Below are 19,798 nucleotides of genomic sequence, written 5' to 3'. Positions count from 1 at the left end.
AAAATGGCAAGTAGAACTATTAGAATTGATGAAGATCCTGTTTTAAGAAAGAAATCAAGAGAAGTAAAAGAAGTTGATAGTAAAATAGTTAATTTAATTGATGATATGATAGAAACGATGTATGATGCAGATGGAATAGGACTTGCTGCACCTCAAGTTGGTATTCTTAAAAGAATTATTGTTATAGATTTGTATGATGATACAGGTGTAAAAATATTAATTAATCCTGAAATTATTGAGCAAAGCGGTCACCAATTTGAGATGGAAGGATGTTTGTCTGTTCCAGGTGTTTCTGGAACTGTATCAAGACCTATGAATGTAAAAGTAAAAGGACTTGATAAAAAAGGTGAGTATAAAGAATATGAGGCTGAAGGTTTGCTTGCAAGAGCATTTTGTCATGAAATTGATCATTTGGATGGTATACTTTTTACTGACAAAGCGACTATAAGAGAGGAATAATATGAAAATTGTATTTATGGGTACACCAGAATTCTCTGTTCCATGTCTTGAAGCATGTGTTAATGAACACGAAGTTTTAGCTGTTTTCACACAACCAGACAGACCAAAAGGTAGAGGTAAAAAAATAGCATTTCCTCCTGTCAAAGACTGTGCATTAAAAAACAATTTAGAAGTTTATCAACCAGAAAAATTAAAAACTAAAGAAAATTACGATATTATAAATGAACTAAATCCAGATGTAATAATTGTTGTTGCATATGGTCAAATACTTTCTAAAGAAATATTAGAAATACCTAAATATGGGTGTATAAATGTACACGCTTCTTTGCTACCTAAATATAGAGGTGCTTCACCAATTCACTGGTCTATTGTTAAAGGCGAAAAAATTACAGGTATAACTACAATGTTAATGGATGAAGGCCTTGATACGGGAGATATTTTACTTAAAAGGACTACTGATATTACAGAGGATATGTCAGCTGGTGAATTGCATGATATCTTAATGAACATGGGTTCGAAACTTTTGATAGATACTTTAAATAACATTGAAAACATTAAAAGAATTAAGCAAACTGGGGAAAATTCTTATGCACCTTTGTTAAATAAGAAAATGGCTAAAATTGATTGGAATAAAAATGCATTTGAAATACTAAGATTTATTAATGGGCTTAATCCATGGCCTCTTGCATGGTGTAAATATAATGGTGAAACGGTTAAATTTTTTAGTGGTGAATTAACTGATGAAAAATCAAACAATAAGCCAGGTACTATCAATATGGTAAATAAAGATGGTTTATTTGTTAATACAAAAGACTTTGTAATTAAATTAAAAGATATTCAGTTTTTTAAAAGTAAAAAAATGCATATTTCACAATACATTTTAGGGCATAATATTGATCAAAATTCAAAATTTGAATAATAATTTGTAAATATAAGAATATTGGAAAGGATTTAATAGATTGAATCTTTTTCAATTTTCGTGTGTTTGCTAAACTTGTTAAGATATCATTTTAAAAATTTCAATTAACAAAAATATATTTGATTAAATAGGAGAAAATATGCATAATCCAAGAAAACAAGCTCTCTTTATATTAGAAACGTTTGATGAAACAAAAGGATATTCAAATTTATTATTAAACAAATTAAATAATAATCAAGATTACTCATATCAAGATAAACGTTTTATAAGCAATCTAGTTTATGGAGTAATAGAAAATAGGTTATTATTAGATTATATTATTAGAAAATATTCAAGTATTAGACTAAAAAAAATTCACAATTCAGTGTTAAATAACTTGAGAATCGGAGCATATCAAATTATTTTTTTAGATAGAGTTCCAGATTCAGCAGCAGTAAATGAAGCTGTAAAAATCACAAAAAAAATTAATTTTAGGTCATCAGGGTTTGTAAATGCGATATTGAGACAAATATCGATAAATAAAAATAATCTACCACTTCCGAATAGAAATGAAGATATTATTAATTATTTTTCGATAAAATATTCGCATAGTAAGTGGCTTGTAAAAAATTGGATAGAGGATTATGGTGAAGAGTTCACAGAAAAATTGCTAGAATCTAATAATAAGAAGCCGGATATCTCGGTTCGAGTAAACACAATTAAAATTTCGAAGAATAAATTAGTAAAAAAACTTATATCTAAAGGTTTTATGGTGAAGGAAAGCGAATATTTAGATGAGGCATTAATAATATCTTCTGGAACGAAATCGATTATAGATAGTGATGAATTTAAAAATGGTGAATTTATTGTTCAAGATGTGGGATCAATGTTAATTGCTAAATTACTTAATCCTCTTGAAAGTGATATTGTTTTGGATGTTTGTAGTGCTCCCGGTGGAAAAACAACTTTTTTAGGCCAAATTATGAACAATAAAGGTAGTATTATTGCGAGAGATATATATGGCCATAAAATTGATTTAATAAGAAAAAATTGCGAAAAACTTGGCCTTACTAATGTAAAAACTGAAAGCGTTGATGGTAGAATTTTTCGAAAAGAAGATGCTAATAAGTTTGATAAAATTCTTCTTGATGCTCCATGCTCTGGAATTGGAATAATTAGAAGAAAGCCAGAGATTAAATATTTGAAAACAGAAAAAGATATTATAGATTTATCAAAGCTCCAAAGTGAACTATTAGATACCAATTCAAAGTATTTGAAAAAAGGTGGAACACTTATGTATAGTACTTGTTCTATTGATAAAAAGGAAAATGAGATGGTTATAAAGAACTTTTTAGAAAATCATAATGATTTTGAATTAATAAGTACAAATTATTTAAATAAGGGAAATAAAGAATGGATATATTTATTTCCAAATGTTGAAGAAACGGATGGATTCTTTATGTGTATGTTAAAAAAACTCTAAGAGGTGTAATTATGAAAACTGCTGCAAAAACAGATAAGGGTAAAATAAGAAATAACAATGAAGATTATTATTATATTGATGAAAAAAATAATATTTTTATTGTTGCTGATGGAATTGGTGGACATAAAGCTGGTGAAGTTGCAAGTTCATTAACAACTCAATTGATTAGTGAATATATTGAATCAAAATATAATTTTTATGAAAGTAAAATTCCATTACTTATAAGCGAATCAATAAAACATGCCAATAATGTTGTTTACAATATGTCAAATGAAAAAGAAGAATGTGACGGAATGGGAACAACCATTTCAATGGGTATTCTTATAAATAATATTCTTTATGTTGGTCATGTTGGTGATAGCAGAATATACTTATTAAGAGGTGATTCTATTACTCAAATTACTAAAGATCATACTTTAGTAAATGAACTACTTAATAACGGAACACTTACAGAAGAAGAAGCAAAAAATTATCCAAATAAAAATATAATTACTAAAGCGATTGGAACGTCTTTTAAAGTTGATTCTGATATATTTGAATACGAAGTTGAAGATGGAGATATATATATTTTTTGTACAGATGGATTATCAGATAATGTATCAAAATCAGAATTAAAAGAAATTGTAAAAGAAAATGAAAATATAAATATTATGAGTGAAAAATTGATAAAATTGGCTAATGAAAATGGTGGTAGTGACAATATTACTGTTTTACTTCTTAGCATTTAGTGAGTAGGAGACAAAAATGGATAAACTTATTGGAAAAGTTTTAGGAAACAGGTATGAAGTAATTGAGAAAATCGGAGAAGGTGGTATGGCGTTAGTTTATAAAGCTCGTTGTCAACTCCTTAATAGATATGTTGCAGTAAAAGTACTTAGACCTGAATTTGCAATTGAAGACGATTTTGTTGAAAAATTTGAAAAGGAATCACAAGCAGCAGCAAGCTTGTCTCATCCATCGATTATTAATATTTTTGATGTAGGCAAAGATGAGAATATAAGATATATCGTTATGGAACTTGTAGATGGTATAACTTTAAAGAAATATATTAAAGAAAAAGAAGGATTTGTATCAAATTATGATATCCTTAATATTTCTAAACAAATCTCTCAAGCATTAGAACATGCACATGTAAATCACATTATTCATAGGGATATAAAACCTCATAACATTATTATATCGGATGATAATAGGATTAAAATTGGAGATTTCGGTATAGCAAGAGCTATTACTTCGTCTACTATTGTAAGTAGCAATGAGATTGTTGGTTCTGTGCATTATACGTCTCCAGAACAAGCGCGCGGGGGATTTGTTGACGAAAGAAGTGATATTTATTCTCTTGGAGTGCTTATGTATGAATTAGCTACAAAAAAAGTTCCGTTTGACGGAGATTCGCCTATATCAGTAGCTTTGAAGCATTTAAAGGAAGATGTTTTGATTCCGTCTAGCTATAATAGTGGAATAAATAAAGGTCTTGAAAGTATAATATTAAAAGCGTTAATGAAAAAACCAGATGATAGGTATCAATCTGCAAGTGAGCTAATAGAAGATTTAGATAAAGTAATTGAAAATCCAGAAGTGAATGTTCCATTATATATTTCTGCTGAAGATTCGCCTACTATGGTAATGCCAAATCTTGGAGAGTTTATGGAAAAAAAAGAAAAGAAAGTTAAAAAACAAAAAAAATCAAATGGTAAAAAAAGTGAAAGAAAAAGCGTAATATCAGTTATGATAACAGTTTTAGTTGCATTAATTCTGACTTTAGTTTTATTTACGGTTGTATTTTTTAAACCTATTACTTCTATGTTTATGAATAAAACAATTACAGTACCTATGGTTGTTAATTTAGAATTCAATGATGGTACAAAGAAACTTCAGGATGCGGGATTCAATGTTGAAGTTTCTGAATATAAATATAATGATTTAGTAGATAAAGATAATATTATTTCACAGTCATATCCTGAAGGTACAAAGTTAAAAGAGGGCTTTACAATTGATATAGAAGTTAGTAAAGGATCAGTAATGGTAAATGTGCCAAATGTCGTTCAAAAAAAATATGTTGAAGCACAAGTAGTTCTTGAGAACAGCAAATTGACCTTGGGTGATGTTGAATATGTTGATAACGATCTTCCAAAAGGCTATGTTGTTTCGCAATCAATAGCTGCAGGAAAGCAAGTAAAAGAAAAAGCGATAATTGACCTTAAAGTAAGTCAAGGTGTAAAAATAGAAACAATGATTATGCCAAGTTTAGTCGGTAAAACTTTGGAAGAAGCAAAAGAACAACTTAAGCCCTTAGCTATTAGTATAAATAAAATAACTTATAATTATAGCGATGACTACAATGAAGGTCAAATAATGATACAAGGAATTAAAACGGGATCTGAAATAAAAAGTGGGTCTTCTATTGAATTAATAGTTTCCAAAGGAAAGGATCCACTCAGTACAGCTATAGATAATACTGATACTACAGCTACAGATGGAAATGATACTCCAGAGCAAACAACTCCAAGCTTAGTAGGATATAAAGATAAAACATATATTATTCCATTTAACATAGAAACTGAAAGCAAAGTTGTTAAAGTTGTCATGCTGCAAGATAATGTTGAAACAATCGTTTATGAAAAAAAACATTTTAAAACTGAAGATAGCTTAAGAATTGTCATTAGAGGAAAAGGAGAAGCAATTTTGAAATTCTATTTTGATGATCAGCTTGTATATACAAAAGATGAAACTTTTTAGTTGGGGGATTTAATGGAGCATAAAGGAAGAATAATAAAAGGTATTGCAGGATTCTATTATGTTAAGGCGGATAATGTTGTTTTTGAATGTAAAGCTAGAGGAATTTTTAAAAAGGATAAAATTATTCCTTTAGTTGGTGATAACGTTATAATTTCAATTAATAGCCTAGAAGAAAAAACTGCTATTATAGAGAAAATTATGCCTAGAAATGTTGAAATGATTAGACCAAGAGTTGCAAATGTTGATCAAGCAGTTGTGGTTATTGCTTTAAAAAATCCTGAACCCCATAAAATTATGATAGACAAGCTTACAGTTTTAATTGAGAAATCAGGACTTGATTTAGTTATTTGCTTTAATAAATGTGATTTAGACTCTGAAGGAATATATAAGGAATTCTATGATATTTACAAAAGTACAGGTTATAGAATTATTTCTACAAGTGCCTATGATAATTCAGGACTTGATGAATTAAAAGAAGTACTAGATAATAAAGTATCAGTATTAGCAGGACCTTCGGGTGTTGGAAAATCATCGATACTAAATGTAATTCAAAGAGACTTACATTTAAAGACTGGCCTAGTTAGCAAAAAAATTAAAAGAGGAAAGCATACTACAAGACATAGTGAACTTATAGAATTAGATTTTGGTGGTTTTGTTGTTGATACGCCAGGATTTACTTCTTTAGATATTACTTCTATTGAAATGAGCGAATTAAAAGAGTTTTTTCCAGAATTTAAAAATGATAAAATACAGTGTAAGTTTTCTGATTGTTATCATGAAAAAGAGCCTAAATGTGGTGTTAAATTAGGAGTTGAGAATGGATTAATATCTAAAAGTAGATATGAGTCATATTTATATTTATTGAATGAGATAAAAGAAAATAGGAGGCACAAAAAATGGTAAAATTAGCACCTTCAATATTATCTGCAGATTTTGCAAATTTACTTGATGATGTAAAAAAGGTTGAAAATGCAGGTGTAGAGTATCTTCATATTGATATTATGGATGGTCATTTTGTTCCAAATATATCATTTGGACCTATTGTTATGAATGCATTAAAAGGGAAAACAAAATTAGTATTTGATGTACACTTGATGATAGAAAACCCTGATAATTATATAGAGGAATTTGTAAAAGCAGGGGCAGATATTATAACAGTACATGTTGAAACATGTACTCATCTTCATAGAACAATTCAAAAGATCAAAAGTTATGGTATAAAAGCTGGAGTTTCATTAAATCCTGCTACATCAGTATTTACGATTGAGGAAATTTTACCTGAACTTGATATGGTTCTATTAATGTCAGTAAACCCAGGTTTTGGTGGTCAAAGTTTTATAGAGTCAACTTTTGAGAAGATAAAAAAAGTAAGAACATTAATTACTAGAGAGAATTTAGATATTGATATTGAGGTTGATGGTGGTATTAACCCTTCAAATGTGAAAATGGTAGTAGATTCTGGAGCCAATGTAATCGTTGCAGGTTCTGCAATTTTTAAAGCTGAGAATATTAATGAAAGAGTAATGGAATTTAGAAAAAATGTGCTATAGAAACGTAAAGGAAGCTATAATTGTAGCAAATGGTGTAATAGGTAATTACTTAAGTGTAAGTAAAAAAATTAGTAACTATATGGATGTTAAAAATGCTTTTGTTATATCAGTTGATGGCGGCATTTTTCATATGGATAAATTAGGTTTGATACCAAATATTATTTTAGGTGATTTTGATTCGATAAATGATGATGAAAGTATCTTTGAAAAGTATAGTGGCGCTGACGTTATTAGATATAATAGTAAAAAAGATTTCACTGATACAGAACTTGCTATAAGGAAAGCACTAGACTTAGGAGCTGAAAAATTATACCTAGTTGGGTGTACTGGAGAAAGGCTAGATCATACATTAGCAAATATTTTTTTGCTTGATTTTATTGAAAATAGTGGTGGCAAAGGATATATTATTGATTCTAATAATAGAATTGAGTGTTTATCAAGTAATAAAATTAATTTGAAATTCCAAGAAAATGAATTTTTATCTATTATTCCGATTTCGACTTATATTGAAAAAATTGAAATTAGTGGTATGAAATATGACTTATCTAAAAAAAATATAAAATTTGGTTCAACTCTTATGATTAGTAATGAAAAAGCGAGTAAAACTCCTTATTTAAATGTATATGGTGGTAAAGTTTTAGTTATTTATTCTACAGATAGGGTGTAGTTAAAAATATTAATAGAAAAGCTCTATTAGCCTTTTACGTGACAAAGTCCCAATAAAAAAAAGAAAAAATATAATCTTTTACAAACTACGTTTGTAAGATTATACTTTTTCTTTTTTTTGCACTGCTTTTGTTTTTTTATAGTGCTCTTTCAACTTTACCAGATCTTAAACATCTAGTACATACTGTGATTCTTTTGTTTGAACCTTCAACTACAGCTCTAACTCTTTTTAAGTTTGGTGCCCAAGTTCTTCTGTTATGGTTGTTCGCGTGACTCACGTGATTACCAGACATTTTACCTTTACCACAAACTGCACAAATTTTAGCCATCTATAACACCTCCAACTGAGTAATTCAACAATATAAGCAAATATATTTTAACAGATAATTGAATCTATTGCAAGAAACATTTGCTAATATCATCGCTTAATTTTTTTTATCTCAACAAAGACTAATTATATTATATTTTACATCAAAATTCAAATGTTTTATTTAAAAAAACATAAAATAGTAATATAAAATCAATTATATGTTGTACTTGTAGCGATTTAATAGTAAAATAAACTATATATCGATTTTAAAAAATGGTGATTTTGTAAAAGCACTTGAGGAGGTAAAGTATGTCTATTACAGTAGAAAATGATTATGGTACTATTAACATAAATAAGGATGTTATTTCTACAATAGCAGGAGCAGCTGCTGTTGAGTGCTATGGTTTAGTGGGTATGTCATCTAGAACTGCAACAAGCGGATTTGTTAATTTACTTAAAAAAGAAAATTTAAGTAAAGGTATCGATATTACAATTGAAGAGGATGGAATTATTATAGATCTTTTTGTTGTAATACAATTTGGAACTAAAATATCTGTTGTTGCTGAAAATATTATTGAAAAAGTTAAATACAATGTTGAAAAACAAACGGGTATTAAAGTTATTAAAGTTAATTTAAATATTGAAGGTGTACGAGTACAGTAGTATAGGAGGATTATTTTGGATATTATGAAAATTGATGTAGAGCTTTTATACCGAATGTTTAAACAGGCTTCGATAGAGCTAAACAAAAATAAAAGTTTAGTGGATTCATTGAATGTGTTTCCAGTTCCAGATGGAGATACTGGAACAAATATGTCACTAACTATGAAAAATGCTGTTAAAGAAATCTCTAAAAAAGAATATGAAAGAGTAGATGATTTGTCTAAAGCTATGTCTAAAGGATCATTAATGAGTGCAAGAGGAAATTCAGGAGTTATTTTATCTCAAATCTTTAGAGGATTTTCAAAAGGTTGTGTTGATAAAGAAGTACTAACTTCAATTGATCTTTGCAAAGCCTTTATTAGCGCATCAGAAACTGCTTATAGTGCAGTTATGAAACCTGTTGAAGGAACAATACTAACTGTTATTAGAAAAACTGCTGAAAAGGCTAAAGATTATTTGGAAGATGAAGTTCCGATTCATGCATTACTAAAAATACTTATAAAAAGAGCAGAAGAAACACTTGATAAAACACCAGAATATTTAGATGTTTTAAAGCAAGCTGGAGTAGTTGATGCAGGTGGAAAAGGACTTGTATTTATTTTAAATGGATTCTATAACGCTGTAGTTGGTGAAGAAGCTGAAGAATTTTACGAACTTACTGAAACTGTAGCTCCTCATACTTCAACTGAATATACAGATATAAAGTATGGTTACTGTACAGAATTTATTATTAGAAGTGATATCAGAGATGTAGAAAAACTTCGTGATAAAATATTTTCTCTTGGGGATAGTATGGTGTTTGTTACAGACGATGAACTTATAAAAACACATATTCACACTAATAATCCTGGTATTGCCCTTGAAGAAGCGCTTAAATACGGTGAATTAATAAATATAAAAATTGAAAATATGAGACAACAGCATACTTCAATTATTGAAAATAATAGTTCTACTGAAAGTGATGAAATTACAAAGGAAACAGTTGAAGAAATTTCCAAGTATGGCTTTGTGTCAGTATCTATGGGAAGCGGTATTTCTAACATTTTTAATGATTTGGGTGTAAGTGTTATTATTGAAGGTGGACAAACGATGAATCCTTCGACTGAAGATATTGTCGTTGCAATTAATAAATGTAGAGCAGAAAATGTAATTATTTTGCCAAATAATTCTAATATTATTTTAGCTGCAAATCAAGCTAAAGAATTAATTGAAGATAAGGAAGTATTTGTTATTCCCTCTAAATCAGTTCCTCAGGGTATTTCATCGATGATAGAATTTGATTTAGAACATAGTCCTGAGCAAAACTATAATAGTATGTGCGAAGTCTTAACAGAAGTAAAAACAATTCAAATAACTTATTCAGTTCGAGATACTGTTTTTAATGATATGGACATAAAAAAAGATGATATTCTAGGTGTATATGAAGGTGAAATTTCTTCAGTGGGTAAAGAATTAAAAAAAGTTGTATTTGAGTCTCTTTCGAAAGCTATAGACGAAGATTCAGAAATACTAACTATTTATTATGGAATGGATGTTAAAAAAGAAGAAGTAGAAAAATTAAAAATAGAAATAGAAGAAAAATACGAGGATTTAGATGTAGAACTGTATTATGGAGGACAACCTCTTTACTATTATATTTTTTCTATTGAATAAAGTTTTACTAAGAGCTAAGAAATCCATTAAATCGGTTGAGATTCTTTTTTGAATACTCAACCTTTAATTTTGTAAAGACGGGTGATTTCATGAATTTAGATGATGATTTAATTGCAATTAAAGGTATAGGGAAGAAAAAATATAAACTTTTAAATAATTTAAATCTTTATAAGGTTAAAGATTTGTTGACCAATTTTCCTAGAACTTATGTTGATAGATCAAAGGTTAATAATATTAATGAAATTGAAAACGAGAGTATATCAACAATAAAACTATTGATATACGATGTTTCCGAAACTAAAAATGCTTATAAAAAAAGCACTTTAAGATTGAAGTGCAAGGATACGAACGGTTATAATGTTGCTATTATTTTCTTTAATGCTTCATTTTTATTAAAGAAGTTCTCAATAGGAAAAGAATACTATTTTTATGGTAAAATTGTTAAAACACACTATGAAGCAAAAATGTTTCACCCAGAATTTTCTGATTCAATGTATAACGATAAAAAATTTTTAAGGATTGAACCAATTTATTCTTTAACAGCAGGAATAACTAATAAAGAAATGATAAATATATATGAAAATATTATTGATAATGTATTGTTTGAGGAGAATTTATTTTCTCCATATATAATTCAAAACAAATTATGTGATATAAATTACGCATTTAAGAATATAAATTTACCTACAAGTAAAGAGGCTTTAAAAAAAGCAAGATATAGATTTATTTATGAAGAATTTTTTAATTTATTTTTAAGTCTATCACTAATAAAAAATAAAGTTAAATCTTCAGGTGGTATTGTGCTTAAAGATTTACCAATGGTAGACTTTTATAAAAATCTTAAATTTACTCTTACTAAGAGTCAGGAAAAAGTATGGAATCAAATTAAAATTGATTTAACAAGTAATAATCAAATGAATAGGTTGCTTCAAGGCGATGTAGGCTCTGGAAAAACAATAGTCGCAATGATGGCAATGTATCTTACATATAAAAACAATATGCAAAGTACACTAATGGTACCTACGAGTGTTCTTGCAAATCAACATTTTAGAACTTTTTCAGATGTACTTAAAAATTTTAATATTAAAATAATTCTATTAACAGGAAATACAAAAAATAAAAAACAAATATATAAGGATATCGAATTAGGCAAATATGATATTATTATTGGGACACATGCAATTCTTGAAGAAGGTGTTAAGTTTAAGAATCTTGCTTTAGTGATTACTGATGAGCAGCATCGCTTTGGAGTAAAACAAAGAAATATTTTAAGTACTAAAGAGAAAAATGTTAATGTTTTGGTAATGTCGGCTACTCCTATTCCAAGAACATTATCACTTATAATATATGGAGATGTTGATATAAGCGTAATTGATCAGCTTCCATCGGGACGCAAGCAAATAAAAACCCATTATGTAAAAAAAAATAAAATAAATGATATGTATGAATTTATAAGGTCTAAAGTTGAAGAAAAAAGACAAATATATTTTATTTGTCCATTGATTGAAGAATCTGAGGCTTTAGATATTAAATCAGCATCTGAGCTTTATAAAGAATTATCAGAAAGAATTTACACAAAGTTTAATGTTAAACTACTTCATGGCAAAATGAAAGCAAAAGAAAAAGAAACTATAATGAAAGATTTTAGCGAAGGAAAAATAAATATATTAATTTCAACAACCGTTATTGAAGTAGGAATTAATGTGCCTAATGCAAGTATAATGGTTATAAATGATGCTAATAGATTCGGTTTATCACAGCTTCATCAATTAAGGGGAAGAGTTGGTAGAGGTGAGTATCAGTCATATTGTTTTATGACGTCAAATAAAATGGGTGATACTTCGAAAAAAAGAATTCAAACAATGATTGATACGAATGACGGTTTTGAAATTGCAGAGAGAGATTTATTACTTCGAGGTCCAGGAGAAATACTAGGTTTAAAACAACATGGCCTTCCTGAACTTAAAATTGGAGAACTTGCTAAACATTCTCAAATATTTGAAATAGTAAAAATGGATGTAAATAATTTAGTCCAAATGTATAATCAAGGCGAAAAAGCAAGTGTTGAATTTATAATTAAATTTATTGAGAATAGATTGTCAAATAATATTAATATATGATATCATTTGTATGTAAATAGTTGTACGTAAATAATAAAAACTATAAGGAGAATGCGGTATATATACTGCTTACTAATATGAGAATTATATCTGGAAAAGCAAGAGGCATCAAATTAACTACAATAGAAGGAATTAGCACAAGACCTACAACAGATAGGATAAAAGAGAATATTTTTAATATTATTGCTTTTGAAATTGGTGAAAGCGATGTGCTTGATTTGTTTTCAGGTTCAGGTGCTATTGGACTTGAATTTGCAAGTAGAGGTGCTAAAAAAGTTTCTATGGTAGAAAATAATCCAAAATGTATAAAATTTATTAAGGCAAACATTAATGCAACTTCTTTAAATGATTTAGTTGAAATATATACAGAAAATGTATTTAATAGTTTTAGATTTTTTAGTTCAAATTCATTTGATATAATTTTTATGGATCCACCTTATTCAAAAAATTTAGTAAATGAAACTATAGAACTTATAGCAGAAAAAAAAATATTAAAAAAAGATGGTATTATAATTGCTGAACATGATATTAAAGATGAAGTATTTGAAAAAATATGTGATATAGAAAAATATAAATATAAAAAATATGGAAAAACTGGTGTAAGTTTTTATAGGAGGAAATAATATGAGAGTTGCAGTGTACCCAGGTAGTTTTGATCCTATTACTTGTGGTCATATGGACATAATAAGGAGATCTTCTAAAATATTTGATAAACTTGTAGTTGCGGTATTAAATAATCCTTCAAAAAACTCTATGTTTGATTTTGCTGAAAGAAAGAAAATGATTGAAGAAGCTATTAGCGATTTAGATAATGTAGAAGTTGATGCCTTTAATGGATTACTTATTGACTATGTATCTCAAAAAAAGTACGATGTAATAGTAAAGGGGTTAAGAGCAATTTCAGATTTTGAATCTGAACTTCAAATGGCTTCTATGAATAGAAAGTTAAATAGTAAGATTGAAACATTATTTATGATGACTGCAACTGAATATTCCTTTTTAAGTTCAAGTTTAGTAAAAGAAGTATTTGGTTTTGGTGGAAATATTGAAAGTTTAGTACCTAAGAATGTTATAGGTAATATGATAGAGAAATTTACGGAGGTTTAGTATATGAATAATAATATTATGGATTTAAAAGTGCTAAATTTATTGGATGAGTTTGAAAATAAATTAGAAAATTTGTCTGCAGTACCATTCACGGGAAAAATTATGATTGATAGAGATGAACTTTTAGATATAATTAGAGAAATAAATATACTCCTTCCAGAAGAGTATCAACATGTGAAATGGATTAAATCTCAAGAAAGTCAGATAGTAGACGAGGCTCAAAAAAAGGCGAATACAATTATTCTAAATGCTGAGTCTGAAGAACAAGAAATAATACAGAAAGCACGTGCTGAGGAAGAAAGAATAGAATTTGAAATTAACGAAAAAATGAAAATTTTAGTTGACGAAAATATAATTGTAAGGGAAGCCAATAAAAAAGCAACTGAAATAATTGGTGATGCTGAGAAACTTTCTGAAAGCATTAAAAAAAATGGCTATGAATATGTAGAAAAACTTTTAAAACATTTTGGTGCAAGTTTAAGTGATGTTTTAAATCAAATAGAAGAAAATATTGAAGAACTTGATAAATATAAAGAATAAAAGCAATTAATATATATTAAAATATTAAATGAAATCTTTTTAAAAGGACAAATGTCTTTTTAAAAAGATTTCATTTTTTTATATATAAAAAAATTGTTTGTTTATACAAAATAAATTCTGAATTTTGTGAATAATTAATATATTGTAATAAAAATTATTCGCTTATACTTAAATATATACATATTATATGATCAGGGGGGTTTTGATGGAAGTAATATTAAAAATGGAATCAGTTACGAAAAGATTTGGAACATTGATTGCAGATGATTGTGTTAATTTTGATGTAAGAAAAGGAGAAATTCATTCCTTGCTTGGTGAAAATGGTGCTGGTAAATCAACTTTAATGAATTGTCTTTATGGCTTATATAAACCTGAAGAAGGTCATATATATTTTGAAAATAAGAAGGTTGACTTTCATTCAGCTAAAGACGCAATTGATATTGGAATAGGAATGATACATCAGCATTTTATGCTAGTACCAGTACATACTGTTCTTGAAAATATTATTATGGGTATGAAAAAAGATCATAGTTTTGTTATTGATAAAAAAAAATCTGAAAAAAAAATACTTGAAATAGCAAATAAATACGGTATGGACATACCTATAAATGATTATGTATCAAATATTTCTGTAGGAACTCAGCAAAGAGTTGAGATTGTAAAAGCACTTTATAGAGGTGCAAAACTACTTATTATGGATGAGCCTACAGCAGTATTAACACCGCAAGAAACGAAAGACTTATTTAAGACATTAAAAATTATGTCTCAAAATGGTATGTCTATAATACTAATTACTCATAAGCTAAATGAAGTATTAGAGGTTTCTGATAGAGTTACTGTACTTAGAGATGGTAAAGTAATTGATGTTGTAAATACAAATGAAACTAACGAAATGAAGCTTACAAAGCTAATGATAGGAAGAGACATTAAAAAACTTAAATCAGATAGAAAAAAATGTTTTGATGAAACTATTCTTAGTATTAGTAATTTGAGTTATAAAAAAAGTAATGGCGTAGATGCGCTAAAAAATATTAACCTAACAGTTAAAAAAGGCGAAATTCTTGGGATAGCAGGAGTAGATGGTAATGGTCAAAATGAACTCGCTGAAGCTATTACAGGATTAATTAAAAATATTGATGGTGAAATTAGACTCTTAGACAATGTACTTAACGGAAAACATATTAAAGAAAGAACTAATTATGGAATTGGTTATATTCCAGAAGATAGGCATAGAAGAGGGCTAGTACTTGATTTTTCGGTTAGTGAAAATATTATACTTCAAGTATTTAATAAGCCTCCATTTGCTAAAAATATGTTTTTTGATTTTGAAAAAATAGATGAACATTCAAATAAAATGATTGAAGAGTATAATATTAAGACTCTAAACAAAGATACACTTGCAAAAAAACTTTCAGGTGGTAATCAACAAAAAATTGTAGTTGCAAGAGAAATTGATAGAAAGCCAATTCTACTTATTGCAATGCAGCCAACTAGAGGTGTTGATATTGGAGCAATTGAATTTATTCATGGACAGATTTTAAAAGAGAGAGAGAAAGGAACTGCCGTTCTACTTATTTCTACCGAAATCACAGAAATAAATGCTTTAAGCGATAGAATTGCAGTACTTCATAGCGGGGAAATAATGGGGATTATTGATAAAGAAGAATTTGATGAAAACTTACTTGGGCTTATGATGGCAGGTCAGCCTCTTGAAGACGCTAGAATTCATAGAAGGGGGCTTGAAAATGGATAAAAAATTAAAAAAATATTTTAACTTTATGACTTCAAGCAAATCAAAAAATAATATGGAAAGAATTTTAGCTTTATTAGTTCCATTAGTTGCAGTAGTCTTAGCACTACTTGTAAGCAGTTTGCTTTTACTTTTTATAAAAGTAAGCCCAATCAAAGCTTATAGTTATTTAATTTTTGATAACTTTACTAGTATTTATAAAATTTCAGAAGTGTTTGCAAAAGCAGCTCCAATAATCATGACTGGACTTGCTTTCACGTTTGCTTATAAAGCAGGGCTTTTTAATATTGGTGGAGAAGGTCAAATGTTTATGGGTGCAGTCGCAGCGGTATTTGTTGGACTTCATAGTACAAATTTAAATCCTTTTATTGCTGTAACATTATCATTAATTGCTGCAATAATTGCTGGAGGTATATGGGGGGCTATTCCTGGACTTTTAAAAGCTTTTTTTAATGCTAGTGAAATTATAACTACAATAATGATGAATTATATTGCAATATATTTTGTGAGCTTAATGGTTGATAAACCTCTAAGAGAAGCGAGTGGTTTTTATCCACAAACGGATTTAATATCAAATACAGCTTTTTTACCAATATTACTTAAAAACACGAGATTTCATTTAGGTATAATAATTGCCATAGTATTTGCAATTGTAATATATATTGTGATTAAGAAAACTCCGTTTGGTTATAAACTTAGGGCAGTTGGTTATAATTCTCAGTCAGCCGAATATGCTGGTATAAACATTAAAACAAATATGATGATAGCGCTTGCTATTTCTGGTGCGCTTGCTGGTATTGCTGGTTTTACTGAAATTAATGGAATACATCATAGATTACTTGATAATTTTTCAAGCGGAGTAGGTTTTGATGGTATTGCTGCATCTTTACTTGGAAGGGGAAATCCAATTGGAGTTATAATAAGTGCACTTTTACTTGGAATGCTTAAAACTGGTGCAAGTGCAATGCAAAGGGGTGTAGGTGTTCCAGCAAATGTTGTGAGTATAATTCAAGCTTTGATAATAATATTTGTACTTTCAGGCAATATTTTACTTCCTAAAATCGAACTATATTTTGCTAATAAAGGAGGTAGAATATAATGGCTATTACTAATATACTTACAGTTACCTTTTTAGTAGCACTTCTTTCTGCCGCTCTTAGAATGTCTGTTCCAATTTTGTTTTCTGCTCTTGGAGGAATGTTTTCAGAAAGAAGTGGCGTCGTAAATATTGGACTTGAAGGAATAATGCTTATGGGAGCTTTATTTGGTGTAGTTGGATCTTATTATAGTGGTAATCACTGGGTAGGGATACTAGTAGCAATGATCTCAGGTATGTTAATGGCCTTATTATTTGCTTATATAACTATAACGATAAAAATTGATCAAATTGTAAGTGGAATCGCTATAAATATGCTTGCTGTAGGACTTACAAGTTTTTTATATAGAGCGTTATTTGGAATAACAACAGTTCCGATTAAAGTAGATTCTTTTCACCCTGTTAGAATACCACTGCTTGCTGATATACCCATTATTGGACCAATTATGTTTAATCAAACGGTTTTAGTGTATATAGCACTTTTACTTGTACCGATAACTTCGTTTTTACTTTTTAAAACTATGTGGGGGTTAAAAGTAAGATCTGTTGGAGAGCATCCTAAAGCAGCTGATACTGTTGGTATAAATGTTATAAAAATCAGATATACTGGTGTACTGATTAGCGGTGCGCTTGCAGGAATTGGTGGTGCTTTTCTATCACTTGGTCAGTTTAATATGTTTGTAGATAATATGGTTTCAGGAAGAGGCTTTATTGCAGTTGCAGCCATTATTTTTGGTAAATGGAAACCAAAGGGTATTTTAATTGCATCATTAATTTTTGGTGTTGCAGATGCACTTCAAATAAGACTTCAAGCTGCAGGAGTAGGGATACCCTATCAATTGCTGTTAATGCTACCATATATAATAACAATTATTGCTTTAACAGGCTTAGTTGGATACAATAAACCACCTAATTCATTAGGAAAGCCATATTATAAACAATAGTAGTTACAGCTTTGCTGAAAACTATAGAGAGTGTTTTATTTAAAAAAGGGGGATAAAAAATGTTAAAAAGAAAAATGAATGCTTTAATTGCCTTAGTTGTTGTGATGATGCTTGTATTTACAGGCTGCGCATCAAAACCAGCTGAAGAAACAGCTACAAAAGATGGTGCAAAAGATTATAAAATTGTATTAGTTCTACCTGGACCTATTAATGATCAAGGATGGAATGCTACTGCTTATGCAGGACTTCAAATGGTAGAAAAAGATATGGGTATTAAAATGGAATATGTTGAAAGTGTTCAACAAGCTGATTTTGAAGCGACTTTTAGAGATTATGGTGAAAAAAAATATGATTTAGTTTTTGGTCATGGAATCCAATTTTTAGATGCTGCTAAAAAAATTGCTCCTCAATATCCTGATACTTATTTTATGATTATTAATTCAGAAGAAGGAATCGCACCTAATGTTGGTGGTATTGGTATTAGAGAGTGGGAAGGTGGATATGTTGCTGGAACAATTGCAGGAATGAATACTACTTCTAAAAAACTTGGCGCAATTGGATCGTTCCCATTTCCTGTAATTGAAGGAACTTTAGATGCTTTTGAAGCGGGTGCTATGGCAGTTGACCCTTCTATATCTGTAAGTAAAACTTATGTGAATTCATGGGATGATATTTCTAAAGGAAAAGAAACTGCAACAGCTATGATAGAATCAGGAGCAGACGTTGTATTTTGCTCAGCTAATCAAGTAGGATTAGGTTCAATTGATGCAGCTAAAACTAATAATGTTAAAGCTGTAGGTTATATTGCACCTCAAAATGATGTAGCTAAGGGAACAGTGCTTGCAAGTATTGTATATAACACTCCAAAATTATTTGAATTTGTTGTAAAAAAATTAGTTGATGGTACATTAAAACCTGAAGGAATCTCTCAAGGCTGGGCTGAAGGAGTTCTTGGGATGGAGTGGACTGATCAAATAACAGATGAGCAAAAATCAAAAGTTGAAGAGGTAATTAAATCGCTTAAAGAAGGAAAAATTGAAAATCCGTATAAAGAAGGAGAATAAAAACTTTAGGTTCGTGAATTCGATTATGATATAAGTAAAAAAAAGTTGGTAAATTCAACTTAAATTATTCGATAATGATTTTTTTAGAAAAAAATTTAAGTGAACTTCCAAAATAATGTAATTTAAAATATAACAATTGAATATTTTTTTAGTAAAAAGCAAAGTGTATTTGATATACATTTTGCTTTTTTTTTAGTATTTTCTTAAAATATTTAATTTTCTTAATATTTTTTGGGTATCTACTTAATAATATATTGTTTGATAATTATCATACTTGAATGTTAATAATTAGATAATTTTGTTAAAATATAGATTTATTGTATTGGCAATGTCTATATGCTACGATGAAATTAGATTTGCTATATCTTTATATTACGATTTTAGAATATAAGACTAATGGGAGGAGATAAAAATCAATATTGATATATTGAATGAAAAAATACGAAAGATGGAGTATTTAGAAAAAAGAGCAGAATTATTAAAAGCAATCGCTCATCCGATTAGGCTTTGTATTTTAGATTGTCTAATTAATCAAAAAAAATGTAATGTAACTAGAATGATGAAAGTACTAGGAAAACCTCAATCTACAATTTCACAACATTTAGCAAAACTTAGAATGAATGGAATTGTTGAAGGTAAAAGAAAAGGACTTGAAGTTACATATAAAATTTTGGATGATGATGTTGTAAAAATTGTAAAATTGCTTTTAAAAGGAAAGAATTTTGATTAGTTAGGCTACATATAAAAGATATAAAG

General features: G+C 28.6%; 20 protein-coding genes. 19 read left to right on the top strand and 1 reads right to left on the bottom strand.

Going from position 1 to position 19,798, the window contains the following annotated elements:
* Positions 1-3: 3 nt before the first annotated feature.
* The 8 genes from def (at position 4) to AACH12_RS09055 (ending at position 7,796) form a co-directional block, all read left to right on the top strand.
* Positions 4-459, top strand: coding sequence for a peptide deformylase (gene def / locus AACH12_RS09090; RefSeq protein WP_338535098.1), 456 nt, complete (start codon positions 4-6; stop codon positions 457-459).
* A gap of 1 nt (position 460) precedes the next feature.
* Positions 461-1,378 (top strand): methionyl-tRNA formyltransferase, encoded by a 918-nt coding sequence (gene fmt / locus AACH12_RS09085; RefSeq protein WP_338535097.1) that lies wholly within the window; start codon positions 461-463, stop codon positions 1,376-1,378.
* A 139-nt stretch (positions 1,379-1,517) separates the two neighbouring features.
* Complete coding sequence (rsmB, locus tag AACH12_RS09080; RefSeq protein ID WP_338535096.1) at positions 1,518-2,840, top strand: 16S rRNA (cytosine(967)-C(5))-methyltransferase RsmB; 1,323 nt, start codon at positions 1,518-1,520, stop codon at positions 2,838-2,840.
* A gap of 11 nt (positions 2,841-2,851) precedes the next feature.
* Positions 2,852-3,568, top strand: coding sequence for a Stp1/IreP family PP2C-type Ser/Thr phosphatase (locus AACH12_RS09075; RefSeq protein ID WP_338535095.1), 717 nt, complete (start codon positions 2,852-2,854; stop codon positions 3,566-3,568).
* Between the two features lie 16 nt (positions 3,569-3,584).
* Positions 3,585-5,579 (top strand): Stk1 family PASTA domain-containing Ser/Thr kinase, encoded by a 1,995-nt coding sequence (gene pknB, locus AACH12_RS09070; RefSeq protein ID WP_338535094.1) that lies wholly within the window; start codon positions 3,585-3,587, stop codon positions 5,577-5,579.
* 12 nt (positions 5,580-5,591) lie between these two features.
* Entirely contained in the window at positions 5,592-6,482 is an 891-nt protein-coding gene (gene rsgA, locus AACH12_RS09065) for a ribosome small subunit-dependent GTPase A (protein WP_338535093.1), read from the top strand.
* Positions 6,476-7,129, top strand: coding sequence for a ribulose-phosphate 3-epimerase (gene rpe / locus AACH12_RS09060; protein WP_338535092.1), 654 nt, complete (start codon positions 6,476-6,478; stop codon positions 7,127-7,129). The genes rsgA and rpe overlap by 7 nt, the downstream gene beginning before the upstream one ends.
* Positions 7,119-7,796, top strand: coding sequence for a thiamine diphosphokinase (locus tag AACH12_RS09055; RefSeq protein WP_338535091.1), 678 nt, complete (start codon positions 7,119-7,121; stop codon positions 7,794-7,796). The genes rpe and AACH12_RS09055 overlap by 11 nt, the downstream gene beginning before the upstream one ends.
* A 136-nt stretch (positions 7,797-7,932) precedes the next feature.
* Here AACH12_RS09055 and rpmB read toward each other — a convergent pair whose 3' ends face one another.
* Positions 7,933-8,124 (bottom strand): 50S ribosomal protein L28, encoded by a 192-nt coding sequence (rpmB, locus tag AACH12_RS09050; RefSeq protein WP_338535090.1) that lies wholly within the window; start codon positions 8,122-8,124, stop codon positions 7,933-7,935.
* 290 nt (positions 8,125-8,414) lie between these two features.
* Between rpmB and AACH12_RS09045 the strand changes: the two genes are divergently transcribed.
* The 11 genes from AACH12_RS09045 (at position 8,415) to AACH12_RS08995 (ending at position 19,772) form a co-directional block, all read left to right on the top strand.
* Complete coding sequence (locus tag AACH12_RS09045) at positions 8,415-8,768, top strand: Asp23/Gls24 family envelope stress response protein (protein WP_338535089.1); 354 nt, start codon at positions 8,415-8,417, stop codon at positions 8,766-8,768.
* 24 nt (positions 8,769-8,792) lie between these two features.
* Positions 8,793-10,421: a DAK2 domain-containing protein gene (locus AACH12_RS09040; RefSeq protein ID WP_338537368.1), complete on the top strand. Its 1,629-nt coding sequence runs from the start codon at positions 8,793-8,795 to the stop codon at positions 10,419-10,421.
* Between the two features lie 89 nt (positions 10,422-10,510).
* Positions 10,511-12,541, top strand: coding sequence for an ATP-dependent DNA helicase RecG (gene recG, locus AACH12_RS09035; protein WP_338535088.1), 2,031 nt, complete (start codon positions 10,511-10,513; stop codon positions 12,539-12,541).
* A gap of 77 nt (positions 12,542-12,618) precedes the next feature.
* Entirely contained in the window at positions 12,619-13,164 is a 546-nt protein-coding gene (rsmD, locus tag AACH12_RS09030; RefSeq protein WP_338535087.1) for a 16S rRNA (guanine(966)-N(2))-methyltransferase RsmD, read from the top strand.
* A gap of 1 nt (position 13,165) precedes the next feature.
* On the top strand, positions 13,166-13,648 hold the full coding sequence (gene coaD / locus AACH12_RS09025) for a pantetheine-phosphate adenylyltransferase (protein ID WP_338535086.1): 483 nt from the start codon (positions 13,166-13,168) through the stop codon (positions 13,646-13,648).
* A gap of 3 nt (positions 13,649-13,651) precedes the next feature.
* A complete protein-coding gene (locus tag AACH12_RS09020) occupies positions 13,652-14,188 on the top strand; it encodes a hypothetical protein (protein ID WP_338535085.1) in 537 nt (178 codons plus the stop codon).
* Positions 14,189-14,393: 205 nt separating this feature from the next.
* Positions 14,394-15,941 (top strand): ABC transporter ATP-binding protein, encoded by a 1,548-nt coding sequence (locus tag AACH12_RS09015; protein ID WP_338535084.1) that lies wholly within the window; start codon positions 14,394-14,396, stop codon positions 15,939-15,941.
* Entirely contained in the window at positions 15,934-17,037 is a 1,104-nt protein-coding gene (locus AACH12_RS09010; protein ID WP_338535083.1) for an ABC transporter permease, read from the top strand. Before AACH12_RS09015 ends, AACH12_RS09010 begins: the two co-directional genes overlap by 8 nt.
* Positions 17,037-17,978, top strand: coding sequence for an ABC transporter permease (locus tag AACH12_RS09005; protein ID WP_338535082.1), 942 nt, complete (start codon positions 17,037-17,039; stop codon positions 17,976-17,978). Before AACH12_RS09010 ends, AACH12_RS09005 begins: the two co-directional genes overlap by 1 nt.
* Before the next feature lie 59 nt (positions 17,979-18,037).
* On the top strand, positions 18,038-19,042 hold the full coding sequence (locus AACH12_RS09000) for a BMP family protein (RefSeq protein WP_338535081.1): 1,005 nt from the start codon (positions 18,038-18,040) through the stop codon (positions 19,040-19,042).
* 427 nt (positions 19,043-19,469) lie between these two features.
* Complete coding sequence (locus AACH12_RS08995; protein ID WP_338535080.1) at positions 19,470-19,772, top strand: ArsR/SmtB family transcription factor; 303 nt, start codon at positions 19,470-19,472, stop codon at positions 19,770-19,772.
* The last annotated feature ends 26 nt before the right edge of the window (positions 19,773-19,798 follow it).

Source organism: Helicovermis profundi (assembly GCF_033097505.1).
GTDB classification, from domain to species: domain Bacteria; phylum Bacillota; class Clostridia; order Peptostreptococcales; family Acidaminobacteraceae; genus Helicovermis; species Helicovermis profundi.
This window is presented reverse-complemented; position numbering and strand designations above follow the sequence as displayed.

Excerpts from the sequence above, each read along its gene's own strand:
- def (WP_338535098.1), top strand. The coding sequence starts at position 4 with ATGGCAAGTAGAACTATTAGAATTGATGAAGATCCTGTTTTAAGAAAG.
- fmt (WP_338535097.1), top strand. The coding sequence starts at position 461 with ATGAAAATTGTATTTATGGGTACACCAGAATTCTCTGTTCCATGTCTT.
- rsmB (WP_338535096.1), top strand. The coding sequence starts at position 1,518 with ATGCATAATCCAAGAAAACAAGCTCTCTTTATATTAGAAACGTTTGAT.
- AACH12_RS09075 (WP_338535095.1), top strand. The coding sequence starts at position 2,852 with ATGAAAACTGCTGCAAAAACAGATAAGGGTAAAATAAGAAATAACAAT.
- pknB (WP_338535094.1), top strand. The coding sequence starts at position 3,585 with ATGGATAAACTTATTGGAAAAGTTTTAGGAAACAGGTATGAAGTAATT.
- rsgA (WP_338535093.1), top strand. The coding sequence starts at position 5,592 with ATGGAGCATAAAGGAAGAATAATAAAAGGTATTGCAGGATTCTATTAT.
- rpe (WP_338535092.1), top strand. The coding sequence starts at position 6,476 with ATGGTAAAATTAGCACCTTCAATATTATCTGCAGATTTTGCAAATTTA.
- AACH12_RS09055 (WP_338535091.1), top strand. The coding sequence starts at position 7,119 with ATGTGCTATAGAAACGTAAAGGAAGCTATAATTGTAGCAAATGGTGTA.
- rpmB (WP_338535090.1), bottom strand. The coding sequence starts at position 8,124 with ATGGCTAAAATTTGTGCAGTTTGTGGTAAAGGTAAAATGTCTGGTAAT.
- AACH12_RS09045 (WP_338535089.1), top strand. The coding sequence starts at position 8,415 with ATGTCTATTACAGTAGAAAATGATTATGGTACTATTAACATAAATAAG.
- AACH12_RS09040 (WP_338537368.1), top strand. The coding sequence starts at position 8,793 with ATGAAAATTGATGTAGAGCTTTTATACCGAATGTTTAAACAGGCTTCG.
- recG (WP_338535088.1), top strand. The coding sequence starts at position 10,511 with ATGAATTTAGATGATGATTTAATTGCAATTAAAGGTATAGGGAAGAAA.
- rsmD (WP_338535087.1), top strand. The coding sequence starts at position 12,619 with ATGAGAATTATATCTGGAAAAGCAAGAGGCATCAAATTAACTACAATA.
- coaD (WP_338535086.1), top strand. The coding sequence starts at position 13,166 with ATGAGAGTTGCAGTGTACCCAGGTAGTTTTGATCCTATTACTTGTGGT.
- AACH12_RS09020 (WP_338535085.1), top strand. The coding sequence starts at position 13,652 with ATGAATAATAATATTATGGATTTAAAAGTGCTAAATTTATTGGATGAG.
- AACH12_RS09015 (WP_338535084.1), top strand. The coding sequence starts at position 14,394 with ATGGAAGTAATATTAAAAATGGAATCAGTTACGAAAAGATTTGGAACA.
- AACH12_RS09010 (WP_338535083.1), top strand. The coding sequence starts at position 15,934 with ATGGATAAAAAATTAAAAAAATATTTTAACTTTATGACTTCAAGCAAA.
- AACH12_RS09005 (WP_338535082.1), top strand. The coding sequence starts at position 17,037 with ATGGCTATTACTAATATACTTACAGTTACCTTTTTAGTAGCACTTCTT.
- AACH12_RS09000 (WP_338535081.1), top strand. The coding sequence starts at position 18,038 with ATGTTAAAAAGAAAAATGAATGCTTTAATTGCCTTAGTTGTTGTGATG.